Raw genomic sequence first — 18,552 nt, forward strand, 5'->3', positions numbered from 1 at the left:
AAATTACCCGCTAACCAATTCCCCTCCATTAATATGAATAAATTGCCCAGTAATATAACTGCTGTCCTCGCAGGCCAAAAACACGTATGCTGGTGCAACTTCTGATGGCTGTCCGGCTCTTCCCATCGGGTTATCTTTTCCAAAATCTGAAATTTTGTCAAAACTCGCTACTATAAGTGGTGTCCAGATAGGGCCTGGTGCGACGCCGTTTACTCTGATTTTTCTTTTCGCAAGCATTGTAGACAGCGACTTGGTAAAACTGACAATTGCACCTTTTGTACTCGCATAATCTACTAAATGTTCACTTCCTCTATAAGCTGTTACTGAGCTTGTGTTGATAATAGTATCATTTTCATTCAAAAGTGGCAGTACTGCTTTTGTTATATAGAAATACGGATAAATATTAGTTTCAAAAGTTTTCTGAAGCTGTGCTGCAGTAATTTTTTCTAATTCGTTTTGTGGATACTGAACCGCAGCATTATTAACCAAAACATTTATTTTTTTGAATAAACTAATGCATTGTTTGACTGCGCTTTTGCAGAATTTTTCATCTTTTAAATTTCCGTTTATCAAGAGGCATTGCTGACCTTCTTTCTCAATTAATTCTTTTGTTCGCAGCGCATCTTTATCTTCTTTCAAATATACAATTGCAATATTGGCACCTTCTCTGGCAAAATGAACTGCAACACTGCGCCCAATACCGCTGTCACCACCAGTTATAAAAGCCACTTTTCCAAGAAGTTTACCGCTTCCGGTATAATTTTCACGTATTATTTCGGGTTCGGGATGCATTAAATATTCATTTCCGGGAAGTTCCTGTTTTTGTTCAGGAAATGTTTTAACCTTTTTCATAATAGTTTAAGTTATAGTAATTCATTTCTAATGTAGAAAGTTTTGCTCCAATACATTAACCGAAATAATATTAAGATTGCCTCAAAAAGGGCAATTCCGTTAAACATGGGAATTATATAACGAATTAGATTTTTGATGAAAAGTAATTTTAACTTTTCTTTATAAATTTGAAGGTTGAGCTATGGTTGTTCAAAATAGGATCAGATGTTTTGGATAGTTACCAACGCTAAATATTTAAACCAAAACAAATTCATAACGCTTTTTACCCCTCACACAGCATGGTATTGATTGTAGACGATATAAAGGCAAATATTATTGCCTTAAAAAAAACATTAGAGCTGCATAATATTGATGTCGATGCTGCCGAATCTGGAGAGGAAGCACTGAGGAAAATTTTAAAAACAAATTACTGCCTCATTATCATGGATGTTCAAATGCCGGGACTTGACGGCTTTGAAGTGGTAAAAATCCTTTCTGGAAATAAACGGACAAAGGACATTCCGGTTATATTTCTTTCTGCTTTAAATATCGAAAAAAAATACATTTTTAAAGGCTATGAAACGGGTGCTGTGGAATATATCACAAAACCGGTTGATACTGATCTGTTGATGTTGAAGGTAAAAACCTTTATCAAAATCTACGAACAGCAAAATGAACTCAAAGGCATAAAAGACCTTCTTTCAAAAGAAATAAAAATCAGAAAAGAAGCTCAGGACAATCTCGAAATTAAAATTGCAGAAAGGACAAAAGAACTGGTTTTAAAAAACGAAGAATTAGAGTTAAAAAACCACGAACTGCAACAATTTGCCTGGGTGGTTTCGCACGATTTAAATGAACCAATCCGGAAGATCCAAATCTTCATAAAAATCATCAAAGATCTTTATTTAAGTGCCGATGAAAAAGCAATCGATTATGTGGATCGTACTATTAAATCGGCAGAAAGAATGCAGACTTTGATTACGGATCTTTTAGCCTATTCAAGATTATCGGCGCAGGTAAAGCCAGAAACTACAGATCTTAATGTGGTTTTGCAGGAAGTGCTCTCGGATTTTGATTATTTAATTGATCGAAAAAATGCAACGATTAAAACTTCAGAACTTCCAACAATTGACAGTATTCCAAGCCAGCTTCGTCAGGTTTTTCAAAATTTAATTGGAAACGCCATTAAATTTTCTGGAGCAAATGAACCTCCGTTAATCGAAATTACTTCAGAATTAATTGCCCTCAAATCTTTTGACAGCCCAACTTCGCCCGATGGAAAGTTTTGCAGAATTACGGTAAAAGACAACGGAATTGGTTTTGACGAAATTTATTTGGACAGAATATTTATCATTTTCCAAAGTCTGAACGACCGTCAGGCATACGAAGGAACCGGAATAGGTTTAGCAATTGCTAAAAAAATCATAGAAAAACACAACGGATTAATTACTGCTAGAAGCGAGGTAGGCAAAGGCGCAAGCTTTATTATTGTGCTTCCTTTAAAATACGAATAAAATAGAAATTATAAATATGAAGAATAATTTTAAAAGAAATCTGCTGATCAGTTCTTTAGTTTCGTTATTAGTACTTACAATCAGCTCTGTTGCTTCGTTTATCAGCATTAAAAGCTTGCTACATAGTAATTTTTGGGTAAATCATACTCAGGAAGTTATTTACAATTTAAACGAAGGTTCAGCCATTATTACAGAGGCACAAACCAGCATGCGCGGTTATTTAATTACGGGCGACGAACAGTTTGTGGAGCGATACAATGATGCTGAAGCAAAATCAAATACTTATTTTGATAAGTTGGATGAACTTACAGTTGACAACCCTTCTCAGCAAAAACAATTGAAAGAACTTCGTGTAATGCGGGCTAGTTTTTTCAAATATTTAAACAATCAAATCGTTAAAAAACGTCTAGGAAAAGATACTGTCGTTTTTGATTTAAATGTAGGCAGACAGATGATGAATGATCTGCGTGCGGTAATAAAAAAAGTTGAAGCTACTGAGCAGGGACTTTTAGCAGAACGTAATGCTAATTCAGAACGATACGGGAATTATAGTTTAATATTAATTATCATCGCTTTTTTTATTGCCTTTATCATTTCGATTATTTTCTTGATCAGAATTTTGAAAGATTTCAACGAACGCTCTGCCTTGCAGCTTGAATTGGAGAAAAAAGATTTTGAAACCGCGCAGAGAATTGAAGCAATCAGCACCATTGCAAATAATATTTCAAACGGAAACTATGACATTCGTGTTGATGACACAAAAGCCGATGCGCTTGGAAGTCTAGGAGAATCGTTGAATACAATGGGCATTAATCTTAAAAACTCATTTGATTTATTATCACAGAAAGAATGGCTTCAAACTGGTATTGCCGATTTGAATAATACCATGTTAGGCGAAAAAACATTGCAGAAATTATCAAAAGATGTAATCGAATTTTTATGTAATTATACCAACAGCAGTGCAGGCGTATTGTATGTGACAGATGGAGATGAACTCTTGGCTGCTGGAGGTTATAGTTATATACCGAGCAAAAATAGAGAAAGAATTAAAAAAGGGGAAGGTATTATTGGTCAGGCAATTACTTCTAGGAAAATGCTAGAATTAAAAACATTGTCGCCAGACGATATTCAAATTAATTATGCTTTAGGACAAATTAAACCTACCCATGTTGTGGCATTTCCTTTAGTCGATAATAAAATTGAAGGCGCAGTCGAACTGGCAAGTATATATGGATTTTCTGAACTGCATTTAGAATTTTTGAACACCGTTGCGGGCAACATCGGAATTGCGCTGCGATCGACTCAAAACAGAAAACGAGTGATGGAACTGCTCGAAGAAACAAAATCTCAGTCGGAAGAATTGCAGGTACAGCACAGTGAATTGGAAGCGATTAATGCTGAACTAGAAGCACAGACTGAAAAACTTCAGGCTTCTGAAGAAGAACTTAGAGTGCAGCAGGAAGAATTGGAACAAACCAACGAAGAATTGTCTGAAAGAAGTGTTTTATTGGAAGAAAAAAACAATGAAATTCAGAAAAAATCAGAAGCGCTGGAACTTACAACGCGTTATAAATCGGAGTTCCTGGCGAATATGTCGCATGAATTAAGAACGCCTTTAAACTCAATTCTTCTTTTAAGCCGATTATTATCTGAAAATAATAATAAAAGCATGAACAATGAAGAAATTGAGTTCGCCAAAGTAATTCAGAGTTCAGGAAACAGTTTATTAGGCTTAATTGATGAAATTTTGGATTTATCTAAAATCGAAGCCGGAAAAATGGAATTGGAGTTTTTAGATGTTTCGACTAAAGAAATCACAGATTCACTTTGGAACTTATTTAATTTGGTTGCCAAAGAAAAAGGAATCGAATTTGAAATTATTTCGAATGAAGCGCCAATTGTCATCAAAACAGACAAAATGCGTTTGGAACAAATTCTGAAAAACCTGATTTCAAATGCCATTAAATTCACTGAAAAAGGAAAAGTAAGTGTAGAAATTAAAATAAATGATGACGATGAAAAAATAATCTGTTTTATAGTAAAAGATACCGGAATTGGAATTCCGTTAGAAAAACAGCCGCTTGTTTTTGAAGCTTTCCAACAGGCCGACGGCTCTACAAAACGTAAATATGGCGGAACAGGATTAGGATTATCGATCAGCAGGGAATTAGCAAAATTATTAAGAGGTGAAATTATACTGCACAGTAAAGTGAACGAGGGAAGTTCGTTTACTTTATGTCTGCCGGTTTTTGGTTCAGCGTACAATAAAGTAAATGTTGAAAAAATTCCTCCTACTGATTTTACAGAAGTAGAACCGGAAGTAGAACCAGTTCAAACAAAAAAATACATAAGTAACATAATTCCTGATGAAATCGACGATGATAGAAATTCAATTAAAACAGGAGATAAGGTAATTTTAATCGTTGAAGATGATATTAATTTTGCCAAATCACTTTTGAGTTTTACACATCAAAAAGGATACAAAGGAGTAGTGGCAGTTCGCGGTGACTATGCATTGAATTTCACATTGCTGTATAAGCCAGTTGGTATTTTATTGGATATCGAACTTCCAATAAAAAGTGGCTGGGAAATTTTAGAAGAATTAAAAAATAATTTTGAAACCAAGCATATTCCGGTGCATATTATGTCATCTCATAAATTGAAACAGGAAAGTCTGTTGAAAGGTGCTGTTGATTTCTTAGATAAACCGGTAGCTTTCGAAAAAATTCCAGATGTATTTCTGCGAATCGAACACATCATCAATAAAGAAGCGCAAAAGGTTTTAATTATTGAAGATAACCCGAAACATGCCAAAGCTTTAGCTTATTTCTTAGAAACGTATAATATCAACTCAGAAATTAAAAGTGAAGTTTCTGATGGACTTCAGGCTTTAAATAAGACTGAAGTGGATTGCGTAATTCTGGATATGGGAATTCCTGATAAACAGGCATACCAAATTCTAGACGGCGTAAAGAAAAATCCAGGCTTAGAGAATTTGCCTGTAATTGTTTTTACGGGAAAAAGTCTGTCACTTAAAGAAGAAGTGAAGATTAAAAAGTATGCCGATTCAATCATTGTAAAAACGGCGCATTCGTACCAAAGAATGCTCGATGAGGTTTCTCTTTTTCTGCATTTAGTTGAAGATAAAAAAGAAGGAAAAGACAAAAAAGAAGGTCATAAAAAGCTAAATTTATTGAATAATATTCTGCATGACAAAAAAGTGCTGATTGTTGACGATGATGTTCGAAATATTTATTCGCTTACAAAAGCTTTAGAAGTATTCAAAATGAATATTATCACGGCATTTGATGGAAATGAAGCCATCAAAATTCTGAATGAAAATCCAGATACTGATGTCATTTTATTAGATATGATGATGCCCAATATGGACGGTTATGAAACAGCCGAAAAAATTAGAGCTAATCCTAAATTTTTGAATCTGCCATTGATTGCCGTTACAGCAAAAGCTATGACAGGAGACAGAGAAAAATGCATAAAAGCCGGAGCATCAGATTATATTACAAAACCGGTTGATGTTGATCAGCTGTTGTCGTTGCTGCGTGTTTGGCTGTATGATAAAGTTTAATAAAATAAGTTATGCCACAAATTAAAAGATTCTAAATGATTTTTTAATTTTAAAAAAAAACTTTAATCTGTGCAATCTGTGGCAAAAAAAATATAAGAGTTTATGAGTAAAAAACGACTTTTAATTGTAGATGACGATTCCAGAAATATTTTCGCATTGACGCATACGCTGCGCGTCAAGTCATACGATTGTTTGTCTTGTACAAGTGCCGAAGAAGCTTTAAAGCTATTGAAATCTGACGAAAAGATTGATGCAGTTTTACTGGATATGATGATGCCCGAAATGGATGGTTATGAGGCAATTCCGTTAATAAAAGAGATTCCGTCAAGAGCAGCTGTTTTTGTTGTTGCAGTAACAGCCCAAGCGATGACAGGCGATAAGGAAAAATGTTTAGAAGCTGGAGCAGATGATTATATCTCGAAACCAGTAGATGTTGATAAATTACTGCTTATTTTAAGTGGAATTTGAGTAAAACTTAAATGAAATATGATTGAGGATATTGAGTTAGAGACGCTTATCAACGAAGTTTATGAATATTATGGTTTTGATTTTGGAAGTTATTCCAGAGCTTCATTAAAAAGGCGTGTGAACAGAATTTTTCATTTAGATGGCTTTACTCATTTTCATGAATTTCTTTCTAAAGTCCGTTCTGATCCGGAATATTACAAAAGAATGGTTGACGAAATTACAGTTAATGTTACTGAAATGTTTCGTGATCCGGCATTTTATGGTGTTTTACGAAATGAAATTTTGCCCTTGTTAGGAACAAAACCTTTTATCAGATTATGGCACGCCGGATGCTCAACTGGCGAAGAAGTGTATTCTATGGCCATAATGCTAAAAGAAGCCGGTCTGCTTCATAAATCTATAATCTATGCAACCGATATTAATGCGACTGTTTTAGAGACAGCCAAAAAAGGAATTTTTCCGCTTCGAATGATGAAAGAATATTCACAAAACTATCGAGATGCAGGAGGTCAGGAAGATTTTTCAAGTTATTACACAGCAAATTATGGTATCGCAAAGTTTAATGGTGATTTGGCTGAAAAAATGGTTTTCTCACAGCACAATTTGGTTTCAGATACTTCCTTCAATGAATTTGATATGATTTTGTGCCGCAATGTTTTGATTTATTTTGATGCTGATCTGCAAAAACGTGTAATCAATTTATTTGATGAAAGTTTAGCTGTTCTTGGTTTTTTAGCTTTAGGGACAAAAGAAACCATAAAATATTCTATTGCTCCAAATAAATACAAACAATTGGATAAAGATAAAATATGGAGGAAATTAAAATAATATCAAATTGTAAAGTAGTTATTATTGGAGGATCTGCTGGAAGTCTGAATGCTTTAATGCAGATTTTACCCGAGCTGATCAAACTCAATGATTTTGCACTTGTCATTGTCCTTCACAGAAAAAGCACAGACGAGCAGACTTTAGAGGATTTAATTACACTAAAATCAAATATAAAAGTAAAGCCAGTTGAAGACAAAACACCGCTTTTGCCTGGGTTTATTTACATTGCGCCATCCAATTATCATTTGTTGTTTGAAAAAAACGGAATTCTGGCTTTAGATACCTCTGAAAAAATAAACTACAGCCGTCCAAGTATTGATGTTTCTTTCGAATCAGCGGCAGAGATTTATGGGTCGTCTTTGATCGGAATTTTATTTTCAGGCTCAAATGCAGATGGGACAGAAGGTTTAAAAGCCATTAAAGCATCAGGAGGAACAATTGCGGTTCAAAATCCGCTTTCTGCAGAAATGCCTTTTATGCCTAATAATGCTATTTTATATACAGATCCTGATTTTGTTTTAAATACGGAGGAAATACTTCATTTTATTGCATCAGTAAATATGAAAATAGACCAATAGATACAATTATTTTTAACACGTAGAAACATAGTTTTAAATGTGTAAAAAAGGATACGAAAAGAAACTAGGTTTCTCACACATAGACTATGTTTGTTTTAAAAAAGTGAAACGCCTTTAACCGCAAAGAAATCCTATGTTTCTATGTGTTAAATTTTTTTTCAAACGCAAATAAAGGAGAACTTAATTTTTTGGCAGTGGTTTTTCATCTTCTGGAAGAATAATTTTATTCAGTTCAGCTTCTTTTTCGGCTTTCCTTTGCGCTGCTTTTCCTTTGCCGATAGGTATTCCGGCAGTAATGTACCAAGATCTGTTGTATTGATTATTTGGCCCGTCGCCTTTCATCACAGTTACTAGGCCATAATAATATTGAACAGTAAAATTAAGTCCATTCCCAACGTTTAAATGATACCCTAAACCTGCAGCAAGTCCGGCATCAATAACATGAATTTGATCTCGGATGTTTCTTTTGTAGATAATATCATCTTTCTCGTATTCATCTTTGAATTCATCAAAAGCTTTGGCTAATAAACCAAACTGCGGTCCGGCTTTTACATAAATATTGTTTTTGAACTGATATTTAATTAAAATTGGAACATTAAAGTAACGTATTTCACGGTTTACGCTTCCGCCGACAAAAGTATTGTCTAAATTGGCATCGCCCGTAGGATAAACCGGAATTCCCTGTGCACCCATAGGAGACTTTACAATTACACCAGTATTGATCATCCAAGCAGGATTTTTTCTTGATCTGAGATCGAAATAAAAACCAAGATTAAAACCCGGATTTGTTCCTGAAGAATCCATATTTGAAATCGTAGAAAAATTTACGCCGCCTTCTAAACCAAATTCCAAAAACTCGGAGTTAAGTTTATCCCCAAAAATTAAGGAAATTAAAACTTGAGATTGAGCTGAACTGATGCAAAAGAAGGTAAAAACGATTAATATAATCTTTTTCATAAAATGGATGAATTACAGTCCAAAACGATATTGCAAACTTCCCAGAACTTGAGTACGGCTTGCTAAGAAACCACATTCTGCGCGAAACATAAAATGTTTATTGAATTGATATTGTGATCCAATGATAAAGTTCCACATATCTTTTGGTCTTTTTTGAAGCGAATACTGAACCGATGAGTCGCTGGCGGTGCTCAATGCGCCGTCCAGAGTTGCCAGAAATGTTCCTGCTCTTTCTAAAGCTCTGTCTGCTGTATTGTGTTTGGCTACATTCACAGGATTTTTTTGCTCCGCTGGGCTCAAGCTGTCCCACCAATTATCTACTTTAGTTTGGTTTTCGGTTACTTTTTGAAGACCGCTGTCCACTTTAGCCTGAGCACTGCTTAGATCAATAAAATCAGATAAAGGCAAATCTCCGTTCGTATCTCCAGAAATATGAACTCTAAAACCTCCAACCCAAATCGCTATATTTTGGTCTGGTTTATTGAATTTAAATGTCTTCCCTAATCTTGGTCCAAAAACATAAGAAAAAGCAGGTTTATCAAGGGAACTGATATCTGTCCAAGCCATATTCATATCAAGCGCCAGCCAGCCTCCGCCAATACCAATTGTAGGCGTCATACCTATACCAAAAGTAGTGGCATCAAAATTTGCTTTGGTACTGAAATTAGCAACTTCAGACCAGTTATTATCTGCGTCTGGAACCCAGATACCAGCATTTATTTTAGTTGAAGTATTGGCTTTTCCAAAAATTCCATAAATATTTAAAAAGGGAAGCAACCAAATGTCAGGACGAATTGTAAGCGCACTAGCTTCGACCGTTGATTTGTCAAATCGTACAATTTCATCTAAATTGTATTGGGGACCATGATTAAAACCAATATTTAAATCATTGATAACAATTTCAGATTCCTGCCAAAAATAATTAACAGAAACTCCGGCAGAATAGGGAAGTTTGTATCCTTTTTGAGCTACTTTTTCTCCCCAGATTGGAAGAGCGTACGGATATTTTTCGACTTTAAGACTGTCTTTTAATTCTTCATTTTTTTTTCCTACGATTTTATCGGTATAGACCTGACCGAAAATTTGCATGCTAAAGAATAGTAACGAGGCTGATATTATTGTAGTACATTTCATGAATTAAGGGTTTTAGGATTAATTAATAGAAACTGCGTAAAATAAATATGTATTATCGTATTCTTAAATTGGGGAGTATGCGTATTCTTTTGTTTTTTAATTGATTAGAGGTAAAAAGTGTATCGGCGTATTTTTTGAAAGATTTTATTAGTGTTAAAGTTAATTAAAAAAATTAACAGTTGTAATGTTTTTTTAAGAAGTATGATTAATCAGTATATTCTGTAATATTTTAATGTTTTTCTAACAAAAATTTTTAGAATAATTTGTTTTTGCAAGAAAATAAATAATTAATTTTGTTACATGAAATGGATAACAGTACTATTATCAATTTATTTGATGGCACTTTCAAATATGCCTTGCGCAGATATGGAAGTGAACAGTGCTATGCATAAAACGGCTCAATTTTCTTCTGAAGCAAATCATTCTCATGACAAAGACAATGATTTATGTTCTCCATTTTGTGCCTGCAATTGCTGTGGCGCTCAGGTTTTAAGTTATCAGCCTCCTGTAATTTTTGAATTTTCGAAATCATGCACTAAAATAACTGCTGCATTACCAACCTATAATTCTGTTTTTGCTTCTAATTTCTACGGAAGCATTTGGCAGCCCCCTCAAATAGCATAATGATACCCAATTAAATTGGGTGAGAGTATTGTGGTGTTTCCACAAAAGTAACAGGCAAACTTTTGCCTATTTTCTCATGTCATTATATATTTCAAATGCTAGATAAAATCATTCAATTTAGTATACGAAACAAATTCGTTATACTATTACTTACCCTTGTATTAATAGCTTGGGGAAGCTATTCGCTTAAAAAATTACCGCTCGATGCGTTGCCTGATGTTACCAATAATCAGGTTCAGATTATTACTACTGCGCCAACTTTGGCAAGTCAGGAAGTAGAGCAATTAATAACTTATCCGCTGGAAAGAGCCGTAAAAACAGTTCCAAATATTATAGAATTGCGCAGTATTTCCCGTTTTGGATTGTCTGTTGTTACTGTTGTTTTTGAAGACAATGTCGATATTTACTGGGCACGTGAACAAATTTTTCAGCGCTTAAAACAGGCCGAAGAAAACATTCCAGATTACGTAAACTCTCCAGAATTAGCGCCTATTACAACGGGTTTAGGCGAAATATACCAATATGATGTTTATGCCAAAAAAGGTTATGAAAACAAATACAGTGCTGTTGAATTAAGAACAATCCAAGATTGGATTATTATTCCGCAATTACAAGGAATTCGTGGCGTTGCTGATATTAGTACTTGGGGCGGAAAACTAAAGCAATACGAGATTGCTGTTAACCCAAATATGCTGAACAGTTTGGGTGTAACCATTACTGAAATCTTTGATGCCTTAGAAAAAAACAATCAAAATACTGGCGGTGCCTATATTGAAAAAGATCAATATACTTATTTTATTCGTGGTGTCGGAATGGCAAAAGGAGTAAAAGATCTCGAAAATGTAGTAGTAAAAAACAGGAACGGTTCACCAGTTTTGGTTCGTAATGTGGCTCAGGTTCGTGAAGGCGTTGCATTGCGTTACGGTGCATCAACAAAAGATGGAAAAGGCGAAATTGTCTCTGGTTTGGTTTTAATGCTAAAAGGAGAAAATTCAAGTGCCGTAGTAGATCGAATTCATGAAAAAATGGCTCAAATTAATAAAAGTCTGCCCGAAGGCGTTGTTGCCGAGGCTTTTATTGATAGAGGAAAATTGGTTGACAGTGCCATTGGAACCGTAACCAAGAACTTACTTGAAGGTGCATTAATCGTCATTTTTGTCCTGATTTTATTTCTTGGGAATCTTCGTGCCGGACTGATTGTGGCTTCGGTAATTCCGTTGGCGATGCTGTTTGCCATTATTTTGATGAATGCCTTTGGCGTAAGCGGAAATTTAATGAGTCTCGGGGCAATAGATTTCGGAATCATAGTTGATGGCGCCGTAATTATTGTTGAAGCTTCGATGCATCATCTTCAAAAACTCAAACAAAAAAAGGAACTTTCTCAGGAAGAAATGGATGTCGAAATATACAATTCAGCTTCAAAAATCAGAAATAGTGCCGCTTTTGGAGAAATCATTATTTTGATTGTCTACTTGCCAATTTTGGCTTTAATTGGTACCGAAGGCAAAATGTTTAAACCTATGGCCATGACAGTTGGTTTTGCTGTAATTGGAGCGTTTATACTTTCGCTGACTTACGTACCTATGATGAGCGCTTTATTTCTGTCAAAAAAAACAGAACTCAAAGAGAATTTCAGTGACCGTATGATGCGCTGGCTTGAGAATTTATACACACCATTTCTGAATAAAGCATTGCAGTTTAAAAAAGTGGTTTTAGGAGTGTCATTAGGATTATTTGCTTTAGGATTGATTGTTTTTAATAATATGGGAGGGGAATTTATCCCGACCATTGAAGAAGGCGATTTGGCCATCAATACGACCATTATGACCGGAAGTTCGCTTACACAGATGGTAGAAACGACAACAAAATACGAACAAATTCTGAAAGCCAAATTCCCTGAAATTAAAACAATAGTGGCCAAAATAGGAAGTGGTGAAATTCCAACAGATCCAATGCCAATAGAAAGTGCCGATTTAATTATTGTTTTAAAAGACAAAAAAGAATGGAAAGGCAAATACGATAATTGGGAAGATTTGGCCAATGCCATGAAAAAGGAAATGCAAATTATTCCGGGTGCCAATATCGAGATTTCACAGCCCATTCAGATGCGTTTTAACGAGTTAATGACTGGAAGCCGAAGTGATATTGCGATTAAGATTTTTGGTGATGATTTAGAGATTCTCGATGCTAAAGCGACCGAACTAATTTCTAAAATAAAAGGAATTGAAGGAATTGGCGATTTAAAAGCCGATAAAGTTACCGGATTACCACAAATTACGGTTAAATACGATTATGATAAGATTGCGCTTTATGGACTCAATATTTCAGATATCAATCAAATCATCCGTTCGTCATTTGCGGGCGAAAGTGCCGGGAAAATTTATGACGAAAGCAAAAGATTTGATGTTGTGGTTAGAATGGATGAAAACAACCGCGCCGATATTACAGATGTCAGTAATTTGTTTATTCCGCTTCCAAACGGTCAGCAGGTACCACTTTCTCAGGTTGCTTCGGTTGAATACGAACAAGGCCCGGTGCAGGTCATCCGCGAAGACGGAAAAAGAAGAATTACTGTCGGTTTAAATGTTCGCGGAAGAGATATTAAAAGTGTGGTTGAAGAAATTCAGCAAAAGCTGGATAAAAACTTTAAACTTCCTGCAGGTTATTATGTAACGTACGGCGGTCAGTTTGAAAATTTAATTGAAGCTTCAAAAAGACTTTCAGTTGCCCTGCCAATTGCATTGGGACTTATTTTAGTACTGCTTTATTTTACTTTTAAAAGTGTAAAACAAGCGCTTTTAATTTTTACTGCAATTCCATTATCTGCAATTGGGGGAGTTTTTGCGCTTTCACTTAGAGGAATGCCGTTTAGTATTTCGGCAGGAATTGGTTTTATTGCTTTGTTCGGAATCGCAGTTTTAAACGGAATTGTATTGATTTCGTATTTCAACCAATTGAAAGCAGAGGGAGTTTCAAATCCGCTTCAACGAATTCTCATTGGAACTAAAACCAGATTACGTCCAGTTTTAATGACTGCGGCCGTAGCTTCTTTAGGATTTTTGCCAATGGCATTATCGACAAGCGGCGGGGCAGAAGTACAGAAACCTTTAGCAACCGTAGTTATCGGCGGATTAGTCTCAGCAACTTTGTTAACCTTAATCGTTTTACCGATTTTGTATTTAATGCTAGAGAGATTTAACCGCAAAGAGCGCAAAGATTTACGCGAAGAACGCTAAGAAATTTTAAAAGAGAGAAAAATGAATTCAATATATAAAACACAGCACAAAACCTTTGCGAACTTTGCGAAAAAGACCTTGCGAGCTTTGCGGTTAAGCATATTCCTATTGGCAAGCACAGCAACATTTGCACAACAATCAATTAGTCTTGAAAAAGCAATAGAGCTCGCCAAATCAAGCAACATCGATTTAAAAATTGCTGATAAAGAAATCGAAAAGCAAACCGTTCTAAAAAAGGCCGCCTTTCAGCCTGATCCGCTTCAGGTGCAATATCAGGGCGGGCAGTTCAACAGTGTCGATTTTGATCATAACGTTTCGGTGCAGCAATTTTTTCCGCTTGGAAACATTACAAAAGCCAACAGGCAATTACAGGAAGAATTAGCAAAACTGGCTGAAAAACGAAAAGCATTATCATCTTACGAACTGGAAAAAGCAGTGACCTTGGCGTATTATCAATATTTGTACGGAGTTTCGATTCAGAAGTTAAACTCAGAATTGAATGCTATTTATACCAAATTCTTAAAAAATGCAGAACTCCGATTTAAAACGGGAGAAAGCGGTAATATTGAAGTCATTAGTGCAAAAGCCAAAGTGAAAGAAATTGAAACGCAAAAAGTACAATTAGAATATGACTTGGCGATTTATCAGAAACAGCTTCAGTTTTTTGTTCAAACTGATGAAAATATAATTCCAGATGAAAAGACTTCTTTAAAATATTCATTTATAGAAAATGAGGATTCGAAAGCAGCGATTTTAATGACAGATTTTTATCAGCAGCAAATTTCGGTTTATCAGAAAGAAGTCGGAACTTTTAAAGCTTTGCGAACACCAAAAGTTGGCTTAGGATATTTCGCCCAAACCATTAATACCGAATCGTTGTTTCAGGGTTTTACCGCCGGTTTGCAGATTCCGCTGTTTGGAGGCGTAAATACAACCAAAGCAAAAGCAGCAGAAATCAGTATTTCGCAGTCGCAATTGGCATTGGATAAAAATAAAATGATATTAAATCTTCAGAAAGAAGAATTGCAGAATAACTTTCAGAAACAACAGAAAAACCTGGATTATTATCAAAATGAAGGACTGCAGTACGCCAATCAGATTATTGAAACTGCACAGAAAAGCTATGCAAACGGCGATATGAGTTATTGGTCGTATATCAGTTTTTTAAATCAGGCCATTGATATTAAAAAGCAGTATTCTGAAGCGACTCACAGTTATAATCAAAGTGCTATTGAACTCCAATTTCCAACCATCAAAAACAATTAATCATGAAAAATATATTGAATTATTTCACCGCAAAGAACGTAATCCCGATAGCTATCGGGACGCAAAGGACCCAAAGTTTAATTTTCTTGCGTGCCTTGCGCTTTGCCTTTGCGTGCTTTGCGGTTATCCTAACAAGTTGCAACGAAAAGAAAGCCGAAGAGATAAAAGAAGAAGAAAAGTCAAGTACAGAAGTTGCATTAACGGAATCACAATACCAAACTGTTGGTATTGAAACAGGTTTTGTAGAAGACCGAAATCTTAACAAAGTCATCAAAGCAAATGGTTATACAACAGTACCGCCGCAAAACTCAGCTGAGGTTTCGACTTTAATTGGCGGGACGGTTAAAGATATTTTTGTTCTAGAAGGAACTTATGTCAATAAAGGAAAAGTTTTGGCAACCATTCAGAATCTTGAAGTGATCCAAATGCAGGAAGAATATCAGTCGGCTACAGCCAATGTTGAATATTTGCAGTTAGAATATAACCGTCAGAAAACGTTGAGTGATGAAAATGTAAATCCGAGGAAAACATTTCAGGAAGTCAAAGCGAAGTTAGCGGCCGAAAGAGCCCGCGCGCAGGCAGCAAACAATAAATTGGAAGCTTTGCATGTTTCTGCAAAAGGAAGTTCGTCTTTAGTTCCAATTGTCGCACCGATAAATGGTTATGTTGGTAAAATAAATATTGCCAAAGGTGCTTTTGCAAACACTGGCGTTTCTTTGTTTGAAGTGGTAGACAACAGTCAAATGCATTTGGATTTGAATGTTTATGAAAAAGATCTAGGTTCTATTTCTGTAGGTCAGGTGATTGATTTTGTCTTGACAAATCAGTCCAATAAATCCATTAAAGGAAAGATTTTCGGAATTAATAAATCTTTTTCAAACGAAAGTAAAACCGTTGCAGTTCACGCCAAAATTGACCCAGCCGATGCCAAAGGATTGATTCCGGGAATGTATGTTTCGGCTAATATCAATATTACAAATACCACGGTTCCGGCTTTGCCAAAAGATGCGGTGGTCAAAAATGCAGACAAATATTTTGTTTTTGTACAGCAAGAAGGAAATGCCGAAGAAAAACATGAGAATAAAACAGGTGGAAAAGAAAAAGCTTACGAAAAAGAAATTCATTTTAAAGCAATTGAAGTAATTCCGGGAACTACCGACTTAGGTTTTACAGAAATTAAGTTTGTGGAGAAAGCTGAATCGGGAGCCAAAATTGTTACTAAAGGTGCTTTTTATCTTCTCTCGACAATGAAGGGCGGAGGAGAGCATGAGCATTAAAGAGTTTCAGGTTTTCTTTGTTTCAAGTTTCAGGTTATGCAACGTGTTAACTTTGCGTCTCGATAACCGTCGGGATTGCGAGCCTTGCGGTAGGTTAATGTGAAACTTGAAAAACCTTATTAAAACATTTTACTTAAGAGTAATTGCCACAAAATGATTAAATTTAGAACATTATTTAGACAAAGTTAAAACTTGTAACTTGAAACAAACAAAACTTGAAACTTTCCCATGATACATCAAGATAAAGAAGTAAAAAATATAAAAAACAAACCTAAAACTTCGTGCTGCTGTTCGCATGACGAACCAGTACTCAGAGAAGGTGACGGACATGATCACGAAGGCCACGATCATGAACATAATACAGACGGGAGTTTGTTTAAATTATTCATGCCATCGATTATATCGTTTGTTTTACTATTAATCGGAATTGGTTTTGATCATTATTTTGAACAAAATTGGTTTACCGGAGTTGTTAGAATTGCCTGGTACGCAATTGCGTATCTTCCTGTTGGACTTCCTGTTTTGAAAGAAGCTTATGAAAGCATCGTTAAAGGCGATGTTTTCTCTGAATTTTTCTTAATGAGTATCGCTACAGTCGGTGCATTTGTCATTGGTCAATATCCTGAAGGTGTTGCGGTTATGTTGTTTTATACGATTGGAGAAACTTTTCAGGGAATGGCGGTGAAGCGAGCAAAATCCAGTATTAAAAGTCTGCTAGATCAGCGTCCTGATGAGGTAAATATCTTAGAAAACAATATTGCGATAAAAGTAAAAGCCAAAGACGTTCAGATTGGAGCAATTATTCAGCTTAAAGCGGGAGAAAAACTAGGTTTAGATGGTAAATTATTGTCTGATTCGGCTTCGTTTAATACAGCTGCCTTGACAGGAGAGAGCAAACCAGACACAAAAAAGAAAGGCGATACAGTTTTGGCCGGAATGATAAATGGAACCACGATTGCCGAAGTAAAAGTAACAACCGCTTATAACGACAGTAAATTGTCTAAAATTTTGGAATTGGTACAAAATGCCACGACAAAAAAAGCACCAGCGGAATTGTTTATTCGAAAATTCGCTAAAATTTATACACCAATTGTGGTTTATCTGGCAATTGCAATCTGTCTGCTGCCAATGTTTTTTGTAGATCATTATGTTTTTGCCGACTGGCTTTACAGAGCTTTGGTATTTCTGGTAATTTCGTGTCCTTGTGCTTTGGTTATCAGTATTCCGCTGGGTTATTTTGGCGGAATCGGAGCAGCGAGTAAAAACGGAATTCTCTTTAAGGGAAGTAATTTTCTAGACAGCATTTCGAAAATTCAGAATGTTGTGGTAGATAAAACTGGAACTATGACCGAAGGCGTTTTTAAAGTGCAGGAAGTCATTATAAAATCTGATTTTGATAAAGAAGAAATTCTTAAACTGATAAATGTTTTAGAAAGCCGAAGTACACATCCCGTTGCAACGGCAATTCATAATTATGTGGGACAAATTGATTCTTCAATTGATTTAAAAGAGATTGAAGAAATTTCAGGACACGGATTAAAAGCGGCTTATAACGAAAAAGAATTGCTTGTTGGAAATTTCAAGCTTCTGGATAAATATGCTATTTCGTATGATATTGATCCGTCTTCAATTGTTTACACTACAATTGCAATTGCTTATGATGGAAAATTTGCCGGTTATTTAACGATTGCCGATGAAATTAAGGAAGATGCACAGGAAACAGTTTCAAAACTAAAATCTTTAGGTGTGAAACTAACAATGCTAAGCGGTGATAAAACCAATGTCGTTCAATTTGTTGCTGATAAACTCGGTATTTCAAAAGCTTTTGGTGATTTGCTTCCAGAAGACAAGGTCAATAAAGTAAACGAAATCAAAGCTAAAAATGAAACCGTAGCTTTTGTGGGCGACGGTGTAAATGATGCACCTGTAATCGCCTTAAGCACAGTAGGAATTGCGATGGGAGGTTTAGGAAGCGATGCGGCAATAGAAACTGCCGATGTCGTGATTCAAGATGATAAACCAAGTAAAATTGCAATGGCAATCAACATTGGAAAACAAACTAAAAAAATTGTCTGGCAGAACATTACGTTGGCCTTTGTCGTAAAAGCTTTTGTATTAATTCTAGGTGCCGGCGGACTAGCAACAATGTGGGAAGCTGTTTTTGCGGATGTTGGTGTGGCTTTACTGGCAATTTTAAATGCAGTCAGAATTCAGAAGATGAGGTTTTAATAAAAAATAAAATGCGGTGATTAA

Annotated in this window: 11 protein-coding genes and 1 pseudogene; 9 read left to right on the top strand and 3 right to left on the bottom strand. The window is 35.5% G+C overall.

Going from position 1 to position 18,552, the window contains the following annotated elements; genetic code table 11:
- Positions 1–3 precede the first annotated feature (3 nt).
- Complete coding sequence (locus GKZ88_RS03715) at positions 4–852, bottom strand: SDR family oxidoreductase (RefSeq protein WP_155101045.1); 849 nt, start codon at positions 850–852, stop codon at positions 4–6.
- 278 nt (positions 853–1,130) lie between these two features.
- On the opposite strand from GKZ88_RS03715, the gene GKZ88_RS03720 reads away from it, so the two are divergent.
- The 5 genes from GKZ88_RS03720 (at position 1,131) to GKZ88_RS03740 (ending at position 7,805) form a co-directional block, all read left to right on the top strand.
- A complete protein-coding gene (locus GKZ88_RS03720; protein ID WP_155101046.1) occupies positions 1,131–2,345 on the top strand; it encodes a response regulator in 1,215 nt (404 codons plus the stop codon).
- A gap of 16 nt (positions 2,346–2,361) precedes the next feature.
- Entirely contained in the window at positions 2,362–5,931 is a 3,570-nt protein-coding gene (locus GKZ88_RS03725) for a response regulator (protein WP_155101047.1), read from the top strand.
- A 102-nt stretch (positions 5,932–6,033) separates the two neighbouring features.
- Positions 6,034–6,399, top strand: coding sequence for a response regulator (locus GKZ88_RS03730; protein WP_155101048.1), 366 nt, complete (start codon positions 6,034–6,036; stop codon positions 6,397–6,399).
- Positions 6,400–6,417: 18 nt separating this feature from the next.
- A complete protein-coding gene (locus GKZ88_RS03735; RefSeq protein ID WP_155101049.1) occupies positions 6,418–7,227 on the top strand; it encodes a protein-glutamate O-methyltransferase CheR in 810 nt (269 codons plus the stop codon).
- Entirely contained in the window at positions 7,209–7,805 is a 597-nt protein-coding gene (locus GKZ88_RS03740; protein WP_155101050.1) for a chemotaxis protein CheB, read from the top strand. The genes GKZ88_RS03735 and GKZ88_RS03740 overlap by 19 nt, the downstream gene beginning before the upstream one ends.
- Positions 7,806–7,985: 180 nt before the next feature.
- Here the strand turns inward: GKZ88_RS03740 and GKZ88_RS03745 are convergent, their stop codons facing one another.
- On the bottom strand, positions 7,986–8,762 hold the full coding sequence (locus tag GKZ88_RS03745; RefSeq protein WP_155101051.1) for a porin family protein: 777 nt from the start codon (positions 8,760–8,762) through the stop codon (positions 7,986–7,988).
- A gap of 12 nt (positions 8,763–8,774) precedes the next feature.
- Complete coding sequence (locus GKZ88_RS03750) at positions 8,775–9,896, bottom strand: hypothetical protein (protein ID WP_155101052.1); 1,122 nt, start codon at positions 9,894–9,896, stop codon at positions 8,775–8,777.
- Between the two features lie 300 nt (positions 9,897–10,196).
- Between GKZ88_RS03750 and GKZ88_RS03755 the strand changes: the two genes are divergently transcribed.
- From GKZ88_RS03755 to GKZ88_RS03775, 4 genes and pseudogenes are all read left to right on the top strand, one after another.
- Positions 10,197–10,520 carry a DUF6660 family protein gene (locus tag GKZ88_RS03755; RefSeq protein WP_230392454.1) on the top strand — a complete coding sequence of 108 codons (324 nt, stop codon included), beginning with the start codon at positions 10,197–10,199 and terminating at the stop codon, positions 10,518–10,520.
- 95 nt (positions 10,521–10,615) lie between these two features.
- Positions 10,616–15,022, top strand: a pseudogene (locus tag GKZ88_RS03760) (CusA/CzcA family heavy metal efflux RND transporter).
- 2 nt (positions 15,023–15,024) lie between these two features.
- Complete coding sequence (locus GKZ88_RS03770) at positions 15,025–16,299, top strand: efflux RND transporter periplasmic adaptor subunit (RefSeq protein ID WP_155101055.1); 1,275 nt, start codon at positions 15,025–15,027, stop codon at positions 16,297–16,299.
- A gap of 228 nt (positions 16,300–16,527) precedes the next feature.
- Positions 16,528–18,528: a heavy metal translocating P-type ATPase gene (locus GKZ88_RS03775; protein ID WP_155101056.1), complete on the top strand. Its 2,001-nt coding sequence runs from the start codon at positions 16,528–16,530 to the stop codon at positions 18,526–18,528.
- The last annotated feature ends 24 nt before the right edge of the window (positions 18,529–18,552 follow it).

Source organism: Flavobacterium sp. LC2016-01, from assembly GCF_009711135.1.
Classification (GTDB): Bacteria; Bacteroidota; Bacteroidia; order Flavobacteriales; family Flavobacteriaceae; genus Flavobacterium.

Coding starts and splice junctions, on each gene's coding strand:
- GKZ88_RS03715 (WP_155101045.1), bottom strand. CDS start 852: ATGAAAAAGGTTAAAACATTTCCTGAACAAAAACAGGAACTTCCCGGA.
- GKZ88_RS03720 (WP_155101046.1), top strand. CDS start 1,131: ATGGTATTGATTGTAGACGATATAAAGGCAAATATTATTGCCTTAAAA.
- GKZ88_RS03725 (WP_155101047.1), top strand. CDS start 2,362: ATGAAGAATAATTTTAAAAGAAATCTGCTGATCAGTTCTTTAGTTTCG.
- GKZ88_RS03730 (WP_155101048.1), top strand. CDS start 6,034: ATGAGTAAAAAACGACTTTTAATTGTAGATGACGATTCCAGAAATATT.
- GKZ88_RS03735 (WP_155101049.1), top strand. CDS start 6,418: ATGATTGAGGATATTGAGTTAGAGACGCTTATCAACGAAGTTTATGAA.
- GKZ88_RS03740 (WP_155101050.1), top strand. CDS start 7,209: ATGGAGGAAATTAAAATAATATCAAATTGTAAAGTAGTTATTATTGGA.
- GKZ88_RS03745 (WP_155101051.1), bottom strand. CDS start 8,762: ATGAAAAAGATTATATTAATCGTTTTTACCTTCTTTTGCATCAGTTCA.
- GKZ88_RS03750 (WP_155101052.1), bottom strand. CDS start 9,896: ATGAAATGTACTACAATAATATCAGCCTCGTTACTATTCTTTAGCATG.
- GKZ88_RS03755 (WP_230392454.1), top strand. CDS start 10,197: ATGAAATGGATAACAGTACTATTATCAATTTATTTGATGGCACTTTCA.
- GKZ88_RS03770 (WP_155101055.1), top strand. CDS start 15,025: ATGAAAAATATATTGAATTATTTCACCGCAAAGAACGTAATCCCGATA.
- GKZ88_RS03775 (WP_155101056.1), top strand. CDS start 16,528: ATGATACATCAAGATAAAGAAGTAAAAAATATAAAAAACAAACCTAAA.